Annotated in this window: 16 protein-coding genes; 14 read left to right on the plus strand and 2 right to left on the minus strand. The window is 66.9% G+C overall.

From position 1 onward, the window contains the following. The first annotated feature begins 138 nt into the window (after positions 1-138). From rpiA to EQZ23_RS15050, 14 genes are all read left to right on the plus strand, one after another. Positions 139-813 (plus strand): ribose-5-phosphate isomerase RpiA, encoded by a 675-nt coding sequence (rpiA, locus tag EQZ23_RS14985; protein WP_128455218.1) that lies wholly within the window; start codon positions 139-141, stop codon positions 811-813. A gap of 69 nt (positions 814-882) precedes the next feature. After that, on the plus strand, positions 883-2,973 hold the full coding sequence (gene tkt / locus EQZ23_RS14990) for a transketolase (protein ID WP_164913468.1): 2,091 nt from the start codon (positions 883-885) through the stop codon (positions 2,971-2,973). Next, entirely contained in the window at positions 2,973-4,097 is a 1,125-nt protein-coding gene (gene tal, locus EQZ23_RS14995) for a transaldolase (protein ID WP_128455219.1), read from the plus strand. Before tkt ends, tal begins: the two co-directional genes overlap by 1 nt. A 137-nt stretch (positions 4,098-4,234) precedes the next feature. After that, a complete protein-coding gene (gene gnd / locus EQZ23_RS15000) occupies positions 4,235-5,218 on the plus strand; it encodes a phosphogluconate dehydrogenase (NAD(+)-dependent, decarboxylating) (RefSeq protein ID WP_128455220.1) in 984 nt (327 codons plus the stop codon). Beyond that, entirely contained in the window at positions 5,215-6,057 is an 843-nt protein-coding gene (locus EQZ23_RS15005; RefSeq protein WP_128455221.1) for a Cof-type HAD-IIB family hydrolase, read from the plus strand. The genes gnd and EQZ23_RS15005 overlap by 4 nt, the downstream gene beginning before the upstream one ends. Next, entirely contained in the window at positions 6,054-6,797 is a 744-nt protein-coding gene (locus EQZ23_RS15010) for an HAD-IIB family hydrolase (RefSeq protein ID WP_128455222.1), read from the plus strand. The genes EQZ23_RS15005 and EQZ23_RS15010 overlap by 4 nt, the downstream gene beginning before the upstream one ends. Before the next feature lie 4 nt (positions 6,798-6,801). Next, positions 6,802-7,269 (plus strand): GreA/GreB family elongation factor, encoded by a 468-nt coding sequence (locus EQZ23_RS15015; protein ID WP_128455223.1) that lies wholly within the window; start codon positions 6,802-6,804, stop codon positions 7,267-7,269. Continuing rightward, positions 7,269-7,451, plus strand: a complete 183-nt coding sequence (locus EQZ23_RS15020) for a hypothetical protein (protein WP_128455224.1) — start codon at positions 7,269-7,271, stop codon at positions 7,449-7,451. Before EQZ23_RS15015 ends, EQZ23_RS15020 begins: the two co-directional genes overlap by 1 nt. Before the next feature lie 321 nt (positions 7,452-7,772). Next, a complete protein-coding gene (locus EQZ23_RS15025; protein ID WP_128455225.1) occupies positions 7,773-8,945 on the plus strand; it encodes an NAD(P)/FAD-dependent oxidoreductase in 1,173 nt (390 codons plus the stop codon). A gap of 56 nt (positions 8,946-9,001) precedes the next feature. After that, entirely contained in the window at positions 9,002-10,774 is a 1,773-nt protein-coding gene (locus EQZ23_RS15030) for a DEAD/DEAH box helicase (protein ID WP_128455226.1), read from the plus strand. A 134-nt stretch (positions 10,775-10,908) separates the two neighbouring features. Beyond that, entirely contained in the window at positions 10,909-11,364 is a 456-nt protein-coding gene (locus EQZ23_RS15035; RefSeq protein ID WP_128455227.1) for a YaiI/YqxD family protein, read from the plus strand. 124 nt (positions 11,365-11,488) lie between these two features. Then, positions 11,489-12,787, plus strand: coding sequence for an Hsp70 family protein (locus tag EQZ23_RS15040; RefSeq protein ID WP_128455228.1), 1,299 nt, complete (start codon positions 11,489-11,491; stop codon positions 12,785-12,787). Continuing rightward, positions 12,787-13,449 (plus strand): hypothetical protein, encoded by a 663-nt coding sequence (locus tag EQZ23_RS15045; RefSeq protein WP_128455617.1) that lies wholly within the window; start codon positions 12,787-12,789, stop codon positions 13,447-13,449. The genes EQZ23_RS15040 and EQZ23_RS15045 overlap by 1 nt, the downstream gene beginning before the upstream one ends. Beyond that, positions 13,446-14,504 carry an AbrB family transcriptional regulator gene (locus tag EQZ23_RS15050; protein WP_128455229.1) on the plus strand — a complete coding sequence of 353 codons (1,059 nt, stop codon included), beginning with the start codon at positions 13,446-13,448 and terminating at the stop codon, positions 14,502-14,504. Before EQZ23_RS15045 ends, EQZ23_RS15050 begins: the two co-directional genes overlap by 4 nt. A 167-nt stretch (positions 14,505-14,671) precedes the next feature. Here EQZ23_RS15050 and EQZ23_RS15055 read toward each other — a convergent pair whose 3' ends face one another. Both EQZ23_RS15055 and EQZ23_RS15060 read right to left on the minus strand, forming a co-directional pair. Beyond that, positions 14,672-15,997, minus strand: a complete 1,326-nt coding sequence (locus EQZ23_RS15055) for a sigma-54 dependent transcriptional regulator (RefSeq protein WP_128455230.1) — start codon at positions 15,995-15,997, stop codon at positions 14,672-14,674. After that, positions 15,994-17,778: an ATP-binding protein gene (locus tag EQZ23_RS15060; protein ID WP_206364270.1), complete on the minus strand. Its 1,785-nt coding sequence runs from the start codon at positions 17,776-17,778 to the stop codon at positions 15,994-15,996. The genes EQZ23_RS15055 and EQZ23_RS15060 overlap by 4 nt, the downstream gene beginning before the upstream one ends. Positions 17,779-17,786: the final 8 nt, after the last annotated feature.

Consider the following 17,786-nt stretch of genomic DNA (forward strand, 5'->3'; position numbering starts at 1 on the left):
TGTTGGGGTGCCCGTTGCGACGACCACGTCCCCTATCCTTTCGTGCCGAGCGAAGTCGAATCACCTTCGCCTGGGGCATGCCCTGCGACATCGCTCAGGGCGAACGGGGAAGCGGTCGGTTTGAAAAGGCGCAGGACGATGATCGATGACGACAAGATGGCCGCGGCGGTGGCGGCGGTGGCTGAAGTGACGGACGGGATGCTCGTCGGCCTTGGCACCGGGTCGACCGCGGCGTTCGCGATCCGGACGCTGGGCGAGCGGGTCGCGGCGGGCTTGGCGGTCCGCGCGGTCGTCACCTCCGATGCCAGCGGCGAACTCGCGCGCGCCGTGGGGATCGACATCCTCGACTTCGCCGACATCGCGCGCGTCGACCTGACGATCGACGGCGCCGACGAGATCGACGCGCGCTGCTTCGCGATCAAGGGCGCCGGCGGGGCGATGCTGCGCGAGAAGATCGTCGCCGCAAGCTCGGCACGGATGATCGTGATCGCCGATGGCTCCAAGCAGGTCGCGCGGATCGGCGCGGCCAAGCTGCCGGTCGAGGTGCTGCCGTTCGCCATAACCTATGCGATGCGCGTGCTGACCGACCAGGGTGCGGCGCCGGTGATTCGGGCCAAGTATCGGACGGATCAAGGCAATCTTGTCGTCGACTGTCACTTCGCCACGCTCGAAGACCCCCGCGCAACGGCTGCCATGCTCGCCGCGATCCCCGGCATTCTCGGCCACGGGCTGTTCCTCGACGAGGTCGATGCGGCCTATATTGCAACGAATGGTGTCGTTACGCGACTGGAACGCTCGGGTGCATCCGCCTAAAGGCATCCTATCTTGGCAACCAGATCGGATGCGCGGCGTTCGGTCACAGTCTAGAACGAGGCTTCTTCCATGACCGATACCGCAACCGTCGCCCCCAAGGCGGACCCCATGCTGCACGAGGACGGTTCGCCCGAACGCCTCACGATCGATACCATCCGCACGCTGTCGATGGACGCGGTGCAGAAGGCCAATTCGGGCCATCCGGGCACGCCGATGGCGCTGGCGCCGGTCGGCTATACGCTCTGGTCGAAGTTCCTGCGCTACGATCCCAAGCACGCCGACTGGCCCAACCGCGACCGGTTCGTGCTGTCGGTCGGCCATGCGTCGATGCTGCTCTATTCGCTGATCCACCTCGCCAAAATCGAAGAGATCGACGCGGACGGTAACAAGACCGGCAAGGAGGCCGTCAGCCTTTCGGATATCGAGCAGTTCCGCCAGCTGTCGTCGAAGACGCCGGGCCACCCCGAATATCGCCACACGACGGGCGTCGAGACGACGACGGGTCCGCTGGGCCAGGGTTGCGGCAATTCGGTCGGCATGGCGATCGCCGAGCGCTGGCTGGCCGCGCGCTACAACAAGGACGGTTTCACGCTGTTCGACCATGACGTCTACACGCTGTGCGGCGATGGCGACATGATGGAGGGCGTCTCCGCCGAGGCGGCGAGCATGGCCGGGCATCTGAAGCTCAGCAATTTGTGCTGGATCTACGACAGCAACCATATCTCGATCGAGGGTGCGACCGACCTCGCGTTCGACGAGGATGTCGGTCTGCGCTTCGACGCCTATGGCTGGAACGTCATCCATATCGACGACGCCAACGACACCGCCGCGCTTGCCCGTGCGATCGAAACGTTCAAGGCGACCACCGACAAGCCGACCTTCATAGTCGTGCATTCGGTGATCGGCTACGGCAGCCCCAAGGCGGGCAGCGAGAAGGCGCACGGCGAGCCGCTCGGCGAGGAGAATATCCGCCTTACCAAGCAGGCTTACGGCTGGCCCGAGGACAAGTCCTTCTACGTGCCCGACGGCGTGATCGAGCATTTCAACGGAGCGATCGCGGATCGTGGTGCGAAGCTGCGTGACGCGTGGGTCGCGCTGACCGACAAATATCGCGACGCGCACCCCGAGCTGTCGGCCGAGCTTGAGCTGCTGCTCAAGGACGAGCTTCCCGAGGGCTGGGATGCCGACATTCCGGTGTTCGAGGCGGATCCCAAGGGGCTTGCCAGCCGTGATTCGGGCGGCAAGGTGCTCAACGCGATTGCGGCCAAGGTGCCGTGGTTGATCGGCGGTTCTGCCGATCTCGCGCCGTCGACCAAGACCGACATCAAGGGCCAGCCCTCGTTCGAGGCCGAGAATTACGGCGGCAGGAACTTCCATTTCGGCATTCGCGAACATGGCATGGGCGCGATCGTCAACGGCATGGCGTTGTCGCATCTGCGCTCCTACGGCTCCACCTTCCTGGTGTTCGTCGATTACATGCGCGCACCAGTGCGACTGTCTGCGATCATGGAAGTCGGCACAGTCTGGGTGTTCACGCACGACTCGATCGGAGTCGGCGAGGACGGCCCGACGCACCAGCCGATCGAGCATCTCGCCACGCTGCGCGCGATTCCCGGCCTCGACACGCTCCGTCCGAGCGACGCGAACGAAGTGGTCGCGGCTTGGAAGGCGGTCCTGAAGGACGCGAGCACGCCCGCCGCGCTGATCCTGTCGCGCCAGGCTTTGCCGACGCTCGACCGGACCAAGTACGCGAGCGCCGACGGCGTCGCGCAGGGCGGCTATGTCCTTGCGGACAGTGACGGCACGCCCGACGTGATCCTGATCGCCACAGGCAGCGAAGTGTCGCTGGCGGTCGAGGCGCATGAGAAACTGACGGCGGTCGGGGTGAAGAGCCGGGTCGTGTCGATGCCGAGCTGGTATCGCTACGAGTTGCAGGACGCCGCGTACAAGGAGAGCGTGCTGCCCAAGGGCGTCCGCGCCCGCGTCGCGATCGAGATGGCCGGATCGATCGGTTGGGATCGGTATGTCGGGCTCGACGGCGCGACTGTGACGATGTCGACCTTCGGCGCATCGGCACCGCTCGCCAAGTTGCAGGACAAATTCGGGTTCACCGTCGACAATGTCGTCAAGGTGGCCCGCCAGGTTATGGAGACCAAGTGATGGGTGCGCTCAACGATCTCGAAGGCCATGGCCAGGCGGTATGGCTCGATTTCGTCGACCGGAAGTTTCTGGAGGCCGGTGGCCTGCAGAAGCTGGTCGACGAGGACGGTCTGACCGGGGTCACGTCGAACCCGTCGATCTTCGAAAAGGCGATGGGGCATGGTGATGCCTATGACTCGACGCTCGCGAAGTTCGACAAGGAGAACCCCGGCGCGGCGACGATCGACCGCTACGAGCATCTGGCGATCCAGGACATCAAGGCGGCGGCGGACACGCTGAAGCCCGTCTATGACAAGCTCGACGCGAAGGACGGCTATGTCAGCCTCGAAGTGTCGCCCTATATCTCGGACGATACCGACGCGACGATCGCCGAGGCGAAGAAGCTGTGGGCGGCGGTCGACCGGCAGAACCTGATGATCAAGATTCCGGGCACGCTCGCGGGCGGCCCGGCGATCTCGACCGCGATCTCGGAAGGGATCAACGTCAATGTGACGCTGCTGTTCTCGATCGACGCGTATGTGCGTGTCGCCGAGGCCTATGCGGCGGGGCTCGAAAAGCGCGTCGCCGAGGGCAAGCCGATCGACCGGATCGCCAGCGTTGCGAGCTTCTTCGTCAGCCGGATCGATTCGACGATCGACAAGGCGATCGATGCGCGCGTCGAGAAGGGCGATGCCGAGGCCGAGGCGCTGAAGGCGGTGCGCGGCAAGGTTGCGATCGCCAATGCGAAGATGGCGTATCAATGGTATCTCGACTTCCTGAAGTCGGATCGCTGGCAGGCACTCGCCGCCAAGGGCGCACAGCCACAGCGGCTGTTGTGGGCGTCGACCGGCGTGAAGGATCCTAGCTATCCCGATACGCTGTATATCGACACGTTGATCGGCAAGGACACGGTCAACACGATGCCACCGAAGACGATGGACGCGTTCCGCGATCACGGCACTGCGGCCGAGACGATCACGCAGAATGTCGATGCGGCCCGCCACGTGCTGGCCGAAGCCGAGCGGCTGGGGCTCGACCTCAACGGCGTGACCGGCAAGCTGGTCGAAGAGGGTGTCGCATCGTTCGTGAAGGCGTTCGACGACCTGCTCGGCGCGATCGCGAAGAAGCAGCCCGCGACTGCGTAAGGTTACGTCATGCCGGACTTGGTCCGGCATCCACCGTTCCGCCAGACCGATCGATTCGAGTGCGCGGGACGGTGGACCCCGGAACAAGTCCGGGGTGACGGACTTTAGGTGTGCATACCCTACATAAAGGATTCCGCATGAAGATCGGACTTATCGGCCTCGGCCGGATGGGCGGCAATATCGCGCGCCGGTTGATGAACGACGGCCATGAGGTCGTCGCGTTCGACCGTGACGCGGAGGCCGTGAAGAAGCTGGCCGCCGACGGCGCGATCGGTGCGGAGTCGCTCGACGACATGCGCGGCAAGCTCGACACGCCGGCGATCTGGTGGGTCATGGTTCCCGCGGGCGAGCCGACCGAGAGCACCGTCCAGGCAATCGCCGCGAAGGCGAACGACGGCGACATCATCATCGATGGCGGCAACAGCTTCTACAAGGACGACGTCCGTCGTGCCAAGGAACTGGCCGAAAAGGGCATCCACTATGTCGACGTCGGTACGTCGGGCGGCGTGTGGGGCCTAGAGCGCGGCTACTGCATGATGATCGGCGGCGAGAAGGACACCGTCGACCTGCTCGATCCGATCTTCGCGACGCTGGCGCCGGGCATGGGCGACATCGTCCGCACACCGGGCCGCGTCGAGGAAAAGGCCGATCCGCGCGCTGAGCAAGGCTATATCCACGCTGGCCCGCCGGGGGCGGGGCACTTCGTCAAGATGGTGCATAACGGGATCGAATACGGCCTGATGCAGGCCTATGCCGAGGGCTTCGACATCCTCAAGGGCAAGTCGGGCGAGCATGTCGTCGAGGAGGAGCGCTTCGACATCAACTTGGTCGACGTTGCGGAAGTGTGGCGTCGCGGGAGCGTGATCTCGTCGTGGCTGCTCGATCTGTCGGCGATCGCGCTGGCGAAGGACGGGACGCTCGAAGGCTATAGCGGCAGCGTCGCGGATTCGGGCGAGGGCCAGTGGACGATCGACGCGGCGATGGAGGAGAAGGTGCCCGCCAACGTGCTGACCGCCGCGCTCTATGCGCGCTATCGCAGCCGCGTCGACCATACGTTCGGCGACAAGCTGTTGTCGGCGATGCGCTTCGGGTTTGGCGGTCATGTCGAGATGCCGCAGTGAGCGGCGGCAGGAGCGACGGCGCAGAAGGGTCGGCGATCAAGCTCCTCGTCTCCGATGTCGACGGGACGCTCGTCGACAAGGAGAAGACGGTAACGCCGGTGACGGTCGACGCGGTCGAGCGGCTTAAGGCGGCGGGCCTCGGCTTCACGATCATCAGCGCGCGGCCGCGGTCGGGGATGATGCCGATCGCCGACCTGCTCGGGATCGACGAGCCGATGGGGGCCTTTAACGGCGGTATCGTGTTCAAGCGCGACGGTTCGGTGATCGAGCATCACATGATCGACGTCAACGTGGTTCGCGGCGCGATGGAGATCATCGGCGATGCGCCTGTCGATACATGGTTCTTCGCGGGTGACGTCTGGTATGCCAGCACCGACCAGGGCGGGCATGTCGGCAGCGAGCGGAAAGCATCGGCGCAGGATCCGGTGATCGTCTCCGACTTTACCGATTTGCTGGCCAAGGCCGACAAGGTGACGTTCGTCAGCGACGACGAAGACCTGTTGCGCGACCTGCACGCCAAGGTCGCGGCGAAGTTCGACACCAAGGCGACGATCGTCCAGAGCCAGACCTATTATCTCGACATCACGCCCGTCGCCGGCAACAAGGGCAGCGGGATCGAGGAACTGGCGGATGCGTTCGGCGTGAGCTTGACCGACACCGCCGCGATCGGCGATCAGGCGAACGACATCGCGATGCTGAAGCGGGCCGGGTTGGCCATCGCCATGGGCAATGCGCCGCAGAGCGTGCGCGATGTCGTCCATGAGGTTACCACCGCGAACGATGCCGACGGCGTTGCGCACGCGATCGACACATTCATCCTGACCGGAGTTTCCGCATGAAAGAACTCGTTGCCTTCGATCTCGACGGAACGCTGGCCGAGAGCAAGCAGCCGCTGCAAGAGCCGATGGGCGAGGCGCTGGCCAATCTGCTCGACGTCGCGCATGTCGCGGTGATCTCGGGCGGCGACTGGCCTCAGTTCGAAAAGCAGGTGGCGAGCCGCCTGCCCGAGCGCGCCGATCGCACCAAGCTGTGGCTGATGCCGACGACGGGTACGAAGCTGTACCGGTTCGATGACGAATGGCGCGCGGTCTATGCCGAGCTGTTCGAGGACGACGAGAAGCAGAAGATCCTGACGGCGTTCGACGAGTCCTTGGAAGCGACTGGCTTCGTTCCCGAAAAGACCTGGGGGGAGCGGATCGAGGATCGTGGGAGCCAGATCACGTTCTCGGCCCTCGGCCAGGAAGCGCCGATCGACGCCAAGCACAGCTGGGATCCCGATTTCGCCAAGCGCAAGGTGATCCAGGCCGATCTGCGCAAGCGCCTGCCAGGGCTGTCGATCAACATGGGTGGTGCGACCTCGATCGACATCACGCGCGAGGGTGTCGACAAGGCCTATGGCTTGAAGAAGCTCAGCGATGCGAGCGGGATCGCGCTCGACAAGATGATGTTCATCGGCGACGCGATCTTCCCGGGCGGGAATGATTACCCGGCCGAGCAGCTTGGGCTGGACGTCGTAAAGGTGAAGAATGTCGATGGCACGCTGGCGGCGATCGCCGGGATCGTCGCGTGTCTGAAGTGATCTCGTGAGCGTCGCGTTTCGCCGGGAGAGCGACGAGGAACATCTCGAGCCGAAGTTCGAGCAGCCGATCGCGCCGGGGCCCAATCTGGTCACGGCGCGAGGGTTGCGGTTGATTGGCGAGCGGGTTGTTACGATCGAGGCTGCGGTCGCGGCGGAGGCTGACGAGGAGGCGCGCAAGGCTTTACTGCGCGACCTGCGCTATTGGCACACGCGGCAGACGACCGCCGAGATTGCGCCCGAGCCTGAAGACGACGAGGTCGGGATCGGTTCGCGCGTTCGGGTGCGGATGAACGGGGCGGAGCGGGTTATTGCTATCGTCGGGGGCGACGAGGCCGAGCCGGGCGAGGATCGGCTGGCGTTTTCGGCACCGTTGGCGCGCGCGCTGATGGGGGCTGCGGTCGGCGAGAAGGTGGCGTTTGCGGACAAGGCGGATGCGATCGAGGTGCTAGCGATCGACAAGGATGACGGCTGATGGCTGAGGCTAAATTCGAACGGCACCGGCAGGCGTGGACGCAGGACGAGATCCAGAAACTGCACACGCTGGCGAAGAAGGGCATGGCGTTGAAGCAGATCGCCAAGGCGCTGACCCGGAGCGAGGAGTCGATCAAGACGCGCGCGAAGGAAGATGCGCTGAATATCGCGAAGTTGCGGTAGGGGCGGGCTGACGCACTGACGCTCGACTCCCGTCACCCTGGACTTTCGTCAGGATGACGGGAGTATGATTAGTGCAAACACCCCGGCGGAGGCCGGGGCCCAATTGGGAAGGTCGGCGTAACCGCGCGCAACCGGCGTCACTAGCGTCCCCCAATTGGGCCCCGGCCTTCGCCGGGGTGGGGGGGTAGGTCCAGCGATCTATCATGCGCTATATCCGCCCCTCCTTGTTCTCCCGCGAAGGCGGGAGTCCAGTCTGGGTCCCCGCCTTCGCGGGGACACACCTTGTTGGCGGCTGCAGACCCAAGCCGCGCGGAGCGATACTTGTCCGACTACGACGCAATCATCCTTGGAGCCGGCGCCGCCGGGCTCATGTGCGCTGCAGTCGCCGGGCAGCGCGGGCGGAAGATTCTGCTCGTCGACCATGCCGAGCAGGCGGGGAAGAAGATTCTCATCTCCGGTGGCGGGCGGTGCAATTTCACCAACATCCACACCGCCGCCGATCGCTATATCTCCGCCAACCCGCATTTCGCGAAGTCCGCGCTCGGTCGCTACACCGCGCAGGATTTCATTGCGCTCGTCGAGTCCTACGGGATCGCGTGGCATGAGAAGACGCTGGGGCAGCTGTTCTGCGACGGCTCCGCGAAACAGATCGTCGAGATGCTGCTCGACGAATGCGACAAGGGGCGCGTCGACTTGTCGCTCGGGCGCTCTGTCACCGGAGTCGAACATGCAGACGGGCGGTACCGCGTGTCGATCGAAGGCCGTACCGTCACCGCGCCTGCGCTGGTAATCGCGACCGGCGGGCCTTCCATCCCCAAGATGGGCGCGACGGGGTTTGCCTATGATCTCGCGCGGCAGTTCGGGTTGAAGGTGGTCGAGCCGCGGCCAGCGCTGGTGCCGCTGACGCTGGGCGGCGACGAGATCCTGTTTCGCGAATTGTCGGGGGTTGCCGCGGATGTCGTGGCCACTGCCGGCAAGACCGCGTTTCGCGAGGCGGCGCTGTTCACGCATCGCGGCTTGTCGGGGCCGGCGATCCTCCAGGCTTCGTCCTACTGGCGCAACGGGCAGCCGATCGGGATCGATTTCCTGCCCGATCGCGAGTCCGGATGGCTGCCGGCGGCCAAGCGTGCCACGCCGCGCGCGACTCTGCGGAAATTGCTCGGGGGCACGCTTCCGGACCGACTCGCGGAGACTTTGAGCGAGAAACTGGCGCTGACCGGCGAGATTTCGACCGTCACCGATCGCAAGCTCCAGGACGCCGAACGCGCACTAAGCTACTGGCAATTCACACCAAATGGCTCGGAGGGCTATGCCAAGGCCGAGGTCACCGCGGGCGGAATCAGCACCGCGGAGCTCTCCTCGCAAACAATGCAAGCCAAACGCGTACCAATGCTGTATGCAGTCGGCGAAGCGGTCGATGTCACAGGGTGGCTCGGCGGCTACAACTTCCAATGGGCATGGGCGAGCGGGTGGGCCGCGGGTCAAGTCCTGTAGGGACCACCACGCCAGTGCCTTGCCGTTGCGTAAGCCGGCCACCAATTAGGACGTACATGCCTTTTACAAATATTCCGTCGCTTCTCTCCGAGGCGCTCGAAGCGCGTGGCTATACCGCGCTCACCCCCGTGCAGGCGCACGTGATCGAGGACAATGCGATCGGTCGCGATCTCGTCGTGTCGGCGCAGACCGGGTCGGGCAAGACCGTCGCGTTCGGCCTGGCTATGGCCGGCGAACTGCTCGGTGAAGCGGGTGAGGACGGCGTCCAGCGCCTGCCAGCCCCGCACAAGCCGCTCGTTCTCTGCATCGCGCCGACCCGCGAGCTCGCGCTCCAGGTCAGCCGCGAGCTGATGTGGCTCTATGCCAAGGCCGGCGCGCGGATTTCGACCTGCGTCGGTGGGATGGACGCCTCGAAGGAGCGTCGTTCGCTCGCCCACGGCGCGCATATCGTCGTCGGCACGCCTGGCCGTCTGCGCGACCATCTCGAGCGTGGCGCGCTCGACCTGTCGGCCTTGAAGGTCGCGGTGCTCGACGAGGCCGACGAGATGCTCGACATGGGCTTCCGCGAGGATCTCGAGCAGATCCTCGACGCGTCGCCCGAACAGCGCCGGACTTTGCTGTTCTCGGCGACGATGCCGCGGCCGATCGTCGCGCTTGCGAAGCGCTACCAGAAGGACGCGCTGCGCATCTCGACCGTCGGCGAGGACCGCGGTCATGGCGACATCTCGTACCAGGCCGTCACGGTCTCGCCGTCCGAGATCGAGCATGCGGTGATCAACCTGCTGCGCTTCCACGAGGCGGAGACGGCGATGCTGTTCTGCGCGACTCGCGATAACGTGCGCCATCTGCATGCGAGCCTGGTCGAGCGTGGCTTTGCCGCGGTCGCACTGTCGGGCGAGCATTCGCAGAACGAGCGTAACGCCGCGTTGCAGGCGCTGCGCGATCGTCGTGCGCGTGTCTGCGTGGCCACGGACGTTGCCGCGCGCGGAATCGATCTGCCGACGTTGTCGCTGGTGGTTCATGTCGAACTGCCGCGCGATGCCGAGACATTGCAGCATCGCTCGGGTCGTACCGGTCGTGCGGGCAAGAAGGGCACGGCCGTGCTGATCGTGCCGTTCCCGCGTCGCCGTCGCGTCGAAATGATGCTGCGCGGTGCGAAGATCAACGCGGAGTGGGTCAACGCCCCGACCGCCGAGGACATCCGCAAGAACGATCATGAGCGGCTGATCGGCATGCTGTTGCAGCCGGTCGAGGTCGAGGAGGAGGATCGCGCACTCGCCGTCCGCCTGATGGCCGAGAAGACGCCGGAGGATATCGCCGCGGCGCTGGTGCACATGCACCGCGCCACGATGCCGCAGGCCGAGGATCTGATCGACCAGAGCAAGCAGCCGACGCAGGACGAGCGTTCGCAGGGCCCGCGCGCAGGCTTCGAGGACACGGTGTGGTTCCGGATGGACATCGGTCGTCGCCAGAACGCCGATCCGCGCTGGATCCTGCCGCTGATCTGCCGTCGCGGGCACATCACCAAGTCCGAGATCGGGGCGATCCGCATCGGGCCGAACGAGACCGCGTTCGAGATTCCGCGCACCGTTGCGGCGCGCTTCTCGGCGGCGATTCAGCGCACCGCGCAGGCTGGCGAAGAAGAGAGCGGCGTGGCGATCGAGGCGATGCAGGGCGCGCCCGAGAGCGGTGCGCGGCATGATGGCGGCGGCGGTGGTGGTCGCAGCAATGCGGGCGGTCCGCGCTCGACGCTGCACCGTGCGGCACCGCGTGGCGGTCCGGCTCCGGCGCGGAAGCCCCCGTATCGCGGGAACCGCGAGCGGAGCTGAGCGATGCTCATCCTCCCCCGCAAGGGGGAGTTGTCGCCGAAGGTGACGGAGGGGGAGGACACGCAACGGATGTCGTCGTCACCGCCCCCTCCGTCAGGCTACGCCTGCCACCTCCCCCTGGCGGGGGAGGATCGATGACATCGCTTCGCATCCTCGTCGACGCCGACGCGTGTCCGGTGAAGGAGGAGATCTACAAGGTCGCGTGGCGGCACGAGGTGCCGGTGACGATCGTCGCGAACAGCCATTTTCGCGTGCCCGTCCATCCGCTGGTCAACCGCGTCGTCGTCAGCGATGGGTTCGATGCGGCCGACGACTGGATCGCCGAACAGGTCGATGCGAAGTCGGTCGTGATCACCGCCGATATCCTGCTCGCCGATCGCTGCGTGAAGGCCGGCGCGACCGTGCTGGCGAACACCGGCAAGCCGTTCACGACCAGCTCGATCGGCGGTGCGATCGCGACGCGGGCGATCATGGCCGACCTGCGCGCGGGCGGCGACGTGATCGGCGGGCCGGCACCGTTTTCGAAGACCGACCGCTCGAGATTCCTCTCCGCGCTCGACGCGGCACTCGTTCGGTTGAAGCGCCTTTAGGGCGGCTCGTTTCTCACCCCTCCCTTTTAGGGATGGGCGAAATGTTGCGCTTATGGCGTGCACGCGCGGGGTTGCCATCCTGCACCCCGTATCGCCATAGGCGCGCGTTCACGGAGAACATGCGATGCACACGAACGCTGGCGGTCCCGCCCTGGGGCTGGATTTCGGCACGACCAACAGCGTCGTGGCGCTGGGGACGGCGGGGGGCTCGCCCGAACTGGTGAGCTTTGCCGCCCCCGCCGAGACGAGCCCGGTGTTCCGGTCGGCGCTGTGTTTCTGGCAGGACGATAGCGGCAAGGGGCTCGCGTCGGATGCGGGACCGTGGGCGATCGCCGAATATATGGAATATCCGCTCGACAGCCGGTTCATCCAGTCGTTCAAGTCGGTCGCGGCGATGAAGAGTTTCGAGCAGGCATCGGTCTTCGACAAGCGATACCGGTTCGAGGAGATGGGCAACCTGTTCCTCGACAAGCTGATTTCGCATGCCGGCGGCAGGCTCGATACGCGGCCGCAGCGGATCGTGGTCGGGCGGCCGGTCGAATATGCCGGTGCGCGGCCCGACGAGGCGCTGGCGCGGACGCGCTATGACGCGATGTTCAAGGGGTTCGGCTCGGAGATCCATTATGTCTACGAACCGCTTGGCGCGGCGTACAGTTATGCGACACGGCTGACCGAACCGGCGACGATCCTGGTGGCGGATTTCGGCGGGGGCACGAGCGATTTCTCGGTCGTGCGCGTCGCCGAGCCGGGGGCGGCACGGCGGTGTACGCCGCTGGGGCATGCGGGCGTCGGGATCGCGGGCGACCGGTTCGATTACCGCATCCTCGACCGGCTGGTGCTGCCGATGCTGGGCAAGGGTGGCGCGTACAAGTCGTTCGGCAAGGAGCTGGAGATCCCGCGCGCCTATTTCGCCGATTTTGCGGACTGGTCGAGGCTCGCGTTGATGCGCAACCGCAAGACGATGACCGAGCTCGAGCGGTTGCAGAAGACCGCGGTCGATCCGGTCGCGATCGGGCGGATGATCGCGGTGATCGAGAACGAGCTGGGCTATCCGCTGTACGATGCGGTCGGCACGCTGAAGCGGGCTTTGTCACAAGGCGAGGACGCGCATTTCCACTTTGCGGGCGCGGGGCTGGAGATTGAGGCGGACGTTACGCGCAAACAGTTCGAGGACTGGATCGCCGACGACGTCGTCCGAATCGAGGCGGCGGTGGACCGGGCGCTGGCAGTGGCCAACGTCGGCGGTGGCGAGATCGACCGGGTGTTCCTGACCGGCGGATCGTCGCTGATCCCGCGCATCCGGCGGATCTTCGTCGAGCGGTTCGGCGAGGCGGCGATCATGAGCGGCGGCGAGCTGACCTCGATCGCGCACGGGCTGGCCTTGATCGGCGAGCAGGACGATATCGCGGCGTGGTCGGCCTGATGGTGCCGCGGGTTCTTCTGGGGACGGCGCAGGTGCCGGGTGGGGGTGAACTCCGGCTGCTGCAGCGGGACGCGGAGTTCTCGATCATGCTCGGTGCGAACGAGTTGATGAACAGCCGGCTGAGCGGATCGGAAGAGGCGCTGGCCGAGCAGGCGTGCGATCGGATCGGGGCGCGGCCGGGTGTGCGGATGCTGATCGGCGGGCTGGGCATGGGGTTCACTCTCCGCGCGGCGCTTGGCCGGTTGGGTCCCGACGCCGAGGTGGCGGTCGCGGAGATCGTGCCGGCGGTGATCGAGTGGGCGCGCGGGCCTATGGCGGCGCTGCATGGGGAGAGCCTGACCGATCCGCGGACCCGGATCGTCGAGGGCGATGTCGCGGCGGTGATCGCCGAAGGCGACTGGGACGCGATCCTGCTCGACGTCGATAACGGGCCTGACGGGATTTCTCGGCCGGGTAACGACCGGCTGTATGGCGCGCGGGGGCTTTCGCTGGCGTGGACGGCGCTCCGACCGGGCGGCGTGTTGGCTGTGTGGTCGTCCGCGCCGAGCAAGCCGTTCGCCAACCGGCTTGCCGAAGCGGGGTTCGCGGTCGACGAGGTGGTCGCGCGGGCGACGCGCAAGGGCGGGGCGCGGCATGTGATCTGGTTCGCCACGAGGGCATGATCGGGCGCTGGGCTATCCTGATTGCGCTGTCGGCGGTGATGGCGGGTGTGCTGGAACTGGTCGGACTGCCGGCGGGATTGCTGCTCGGGCCGATGATCGCGGCGGTCGTGCTGGCGGTGCGCGGGTGGTCGCTGACCGTGCCTCTTTCGGCGTTTCGCGGCGCGCAGGCGGCGGTGGGCACGCTGATCGCGGGATCGATCACCACGGGAATCGTCGCGACGGTGGCGGATCATTGGCCGGTGTTCCTGATGGTCAATTTCGTCACGCTCGCGGCGAGCAGCGTGCTCGGCTATCTGCTGAGCCGGTGGCAGGTGTTGCCCGGCACCGTCGCGGTGTGGGGATCGACGCCTGGTGCCGCGAGCGCGATGGTGTTGATGGCGCAGGCGTATGGCGCGGACTCGCGGCTGGTCGCGGTGATGACCTACACGCGGGTCGTCAGCGTGGCGGTGGTCGCGTCGGTGCTGGCCGCGGTGATGGTCGGCGGCGGGAGCGGGCATCATGTCGCCGGGGCGTGGTTCGCGGCGGTCGATACGCTCGTGGTGCTGCGGACGATCGCGATTGCCGGGATCGGTGCGGGCGTGGGGATCGCGTTGCGGCTGCCCGCGGGGGCGCTGCTCGGGTCGCTGGTCGCGGGCGCTGCGCTGAACGTCACCGGGGTCGCGCAGCCGGTGTTGCCGCAGTGGCTGCTGGCGATCAGCTATGCGGTGGTGGGGTGGCGGATCGGGCTGTCGTTCACGCGCGATACGTTGCGCGTGGCGGGGAAGGCGATGCCGCGCATCCTGTTGTCGGTGGCGCTGCTGATCGCGTTCTGTGGCGGGATCGCGGCGGCGTTGACGCGCTGGGCGGGGATCGATCCGGTCACCGCGTATCTGGCGACGAGCCCGGGGGGGATGGATTCGGTCGCGATCATCGCCGCGTCGAGTCCGGTGGATGTGCCGTTCGTGATGGCGCTCCAAGTGTTGCGGTTTCTGGGGGTGTTGGTGATCGGGCCGCCGCTCGCGAAGTTCGTGGCGACGCGGCAGGGCGGGGTGGTGCCGCCGGTTATTCCGACTTAGCAGGACCGGATCAACGATCTCCGGCGGTCATCCTGATCCTCCCCCGCAAAGGGGGAGGTGGCGCCGAAGGTGACGGAGGGGGAGGACCCGGAAGCAAGGTTATTCCTTTCCTCCCCCTCCATCTGGCAAGCGCCAGCCACCTCCCCCTTGCGGGGGAGGATCGAGACTTAGCCCTTCACAGGCCGGTACGCCTCTACGTCGATGTCGTGGCGCTTGAGCTTGTCGTAGAAGGTTTTCCGCGGGATGCCGAGCGCCGCCAGCGCTGACCGCACGTCGCCATTGACCTGTTGGAGGGTGGCGCGGATCGTGGCTTCTTCGAACTTGTCGACGCGCGCGGGGAGGGGGATGTCGCTGTCCTCGTCGGTGGGGTCTTCGGCCTCGACGCGCAGGACCAGCCGCTTCGCCAGATTGTCGAGTTCGCGGACGTTGCCGGGCCAGTCGTGCTGGCCGAGATAGGCGAGCGTGGCGGTGTCCACGGTCGGCACCTCGCGGCCGAACCGCTCCGCTGCCTGGTGGAGCAGATGCCCGAACAGCAACGGTATGTCGTCGCGGCGTTCGCGTAACGGCGGGATGCGGAGGCGGACCGCGTCGAGGCGGAAGAGGAGGTCGGCGCGGAAGCGACCGTCCTCGACGGCTTGTTCGAGGCCGGGCTTGGCGGCGGCGATCACGCGGAGATCGAGCGCGCGGGGCAGGTCGCCGCCTACCGGCATCACCTCGCGCTCCTCCAGCACCCGCAGCAGTTTCGCCTGGAAGGCGGGGAGGGTGCTTTCGATCTCGTCGAGGAACAGCGTGCCGCGGTTCGATGCCTCGATCCGGCCGGTGCGTGGCAGGCGCGAGTCGCCGTCATGGCCGAACAGCTCGATCTCCGCGACCGCCTCGGGGAGCGCGGCGCAGTTGACCGCGACGAACGGCCGCGAGCGGCGGTTGCTCCAGCGGTGGAGGAGCACCGCGACGAGTTCCTTGCCGGTACCCGTCTCGCCCTCGACCAGCACGTCGATATCGGCCTGCGCGATCTGGCGCATCGTGTCGCGGAGGCGGATCATCACCGGGGTTTCGCCGATCAGCGGTTCGGCGCCGATCGTCTCCTCGGCGGCGGCGCGGAGGCGGCGGTTGTCGAGGACGAGGCGGCGCATTTCGAGCGCGCGGCGTGCCCCCGCGATCAGGTGATCGGTCGCGAAGGGTTTGGGGATGAAGTCGAACGCGCCGTTCTTGAGCGCGGCGACCGCCATCGCGACGTCGGCGTGGCCCGTCATCAGCAGGACGGGGATCTCGTGGTCGATCGCGGCGATGCGGCGGAAGAGCTCCAATCCGTCCATCTTCGGCATGCGGATGTCAGAGACGACCGCGCCGTCGAACCCGGCATGGACGCGGGCCAGCGCCGCGGTCGGATCGCGCTCGGCGATGACCGCGATGCCGGCAAGTTCGAACGATTGTTCGAGCGCGCCACGCAGAACGTCGTCGTCGTCGACGAGAAGGACGGCCTGCTCGGTCATGCTTTCACCAGGATCATGCGGAAGATCGCGCCTTCGGGGGCTGGGACGAGATCGAGCGTGCCGCCGAACTCGGTCATGATGTCGCGGGCGATGCCGAGGCCGAGCCCGAGGCCGTCCTTCTTGCTCGTCTCGAACGGGGTGAAGAGATGGTCGGCCATGCTGGGATCGATGCCGGGGCCGTTGTCGGCGACGGTCAGCACGACGTCGCGGCCCCGGCGCCCGACCGTGACGCTGACGCGCGCATCGGCGCGATCGGCAACCGCGTCGAGCGCGTTCTGGAGCAGGTTGACGAGGACTTGTTCGAGGCGGACGCGACCGGCGATGACCGTCAGCCGTGCCTCGGGGCCGGCGGGAAGGTCGAGCGCGACGCCTTTCGCGCGGAAGCGGTCGCCGATCAGCAGGCGGACGCCGTCGATCGCCTCGTCGAGTGCGACCGGGCCGATCGAGCCTGCGCCGCGCCGGGCGTAGCGGCGCAGGCCGGCGGTGATCGTACCGATCCGGCTGGTGAGATCGACGATCGAATCGAGATTGGCGGCGGCGCGGTCGGGGGCGCCGCGTGCGAGGAACGCGGCGGCGTTGTCGGCGAAGGTGCGGATCGCGGCGACCGGCTGGTTGATCTCGTGCGCGACGCTGGCGGTGATCGTGCCGATCGAGCCGACGCGGTTGGCGTGGGCGAGTTCCTCGCGCGCCTGACGGAAGCGCTGGTCAGAGACCTCGCGCTGTTCGACTTCGATCTGGAGGCGGTCGGCGGTGGCGCGGAGCTCGGCGGTGCGGCGCGCGACCTCGGCTTCGAGTTCGGCGCGCGCGCCGGCGTTGCGCTTGCGGCGCTCATACGTCCACCATGCGGCCAGCATCGCCGCGATCGTCGCCAGCGCTGCGATCGCGGTGGCCCAGCGGGTGCGCGCCGCGGCGGTGCGGAGCGCGGCGTCGAGCGGCTCCATATGCACCAGTCGCCAGCCTGCGATCGGGACGGGCAGCGACACCGTTACCGCGGGCGTGCCGTCGACCAGCCGCGAGCGTCCGTCGTCGAGCCGGAGCGGCGCGGGAGCGAGGGGAAAGGCGCCGAACTGGCGCGTACGGATCAACGCGTCGCGGCGGGCCGCGGACAACGGGTGCGTGGTGCGGAATTGCAGGCGCGGGTCGCTGGAGATCAGGATGATGCCGTCGCGATCGGTGACGAAGGTCGCCATCTGATCCTGGATCCAGGCGCGCGCGATCTTGCCGAATTCGACCTTGACCACGACGACGCCGAGCGGGCGTCCGGCCTGTTCGATCCGGCGGGAGAGATAGAGGCCGGGGCGTCCGCTGACGCTGCCCAGCGCGAAGAACTCGGTCGCGCCCGACGCCATCGCGGCGGTGAAATACTCGCGGTACCGGTAGTCATGGCCGAGAAAGCTGTCGGGGCGGCCGGCGTTCGAGGCGGCGATCGTCATCCCCTGCGTATCGAGCGCGTAGATCACCGGGGCGCCGGTTCGCCGCGCCAGCATCGCCAGCTTCTGGTTCAGCGCAGAGTCCGCGCGACCCGACACCAGAGCCGCACGGAGGTCGGCATATTCGCCCAGCATGACCGGCAGCAGGCGATAGGTCTGCAACTCGGCCTCGAGCAGGCGGAGGTTGCTGCGGGTCTGCTGCACCGCGCGCATCCGTACTGCCGCGGTGGCGTCGGCATCGGCGCGTGGACCATAGATCGATGCGACCCCGGCAACGATCACGCCCAACGCCGCGAACGCGAGCAGGACGACCAGTGCGGTCGCGATCAGGGGGCGGCGGGGTCGATTCATTTGTGCGG

Origin of the sequence: Sphingomonas sp. UV9 (assembly GCF_004101245.1) — a bacterium.
GTDB lineage: Bacteria > Pseudomonadota > Alphaproteobacteria > Sphingomonadales > Sphingomonadaceae > Sphingomonas.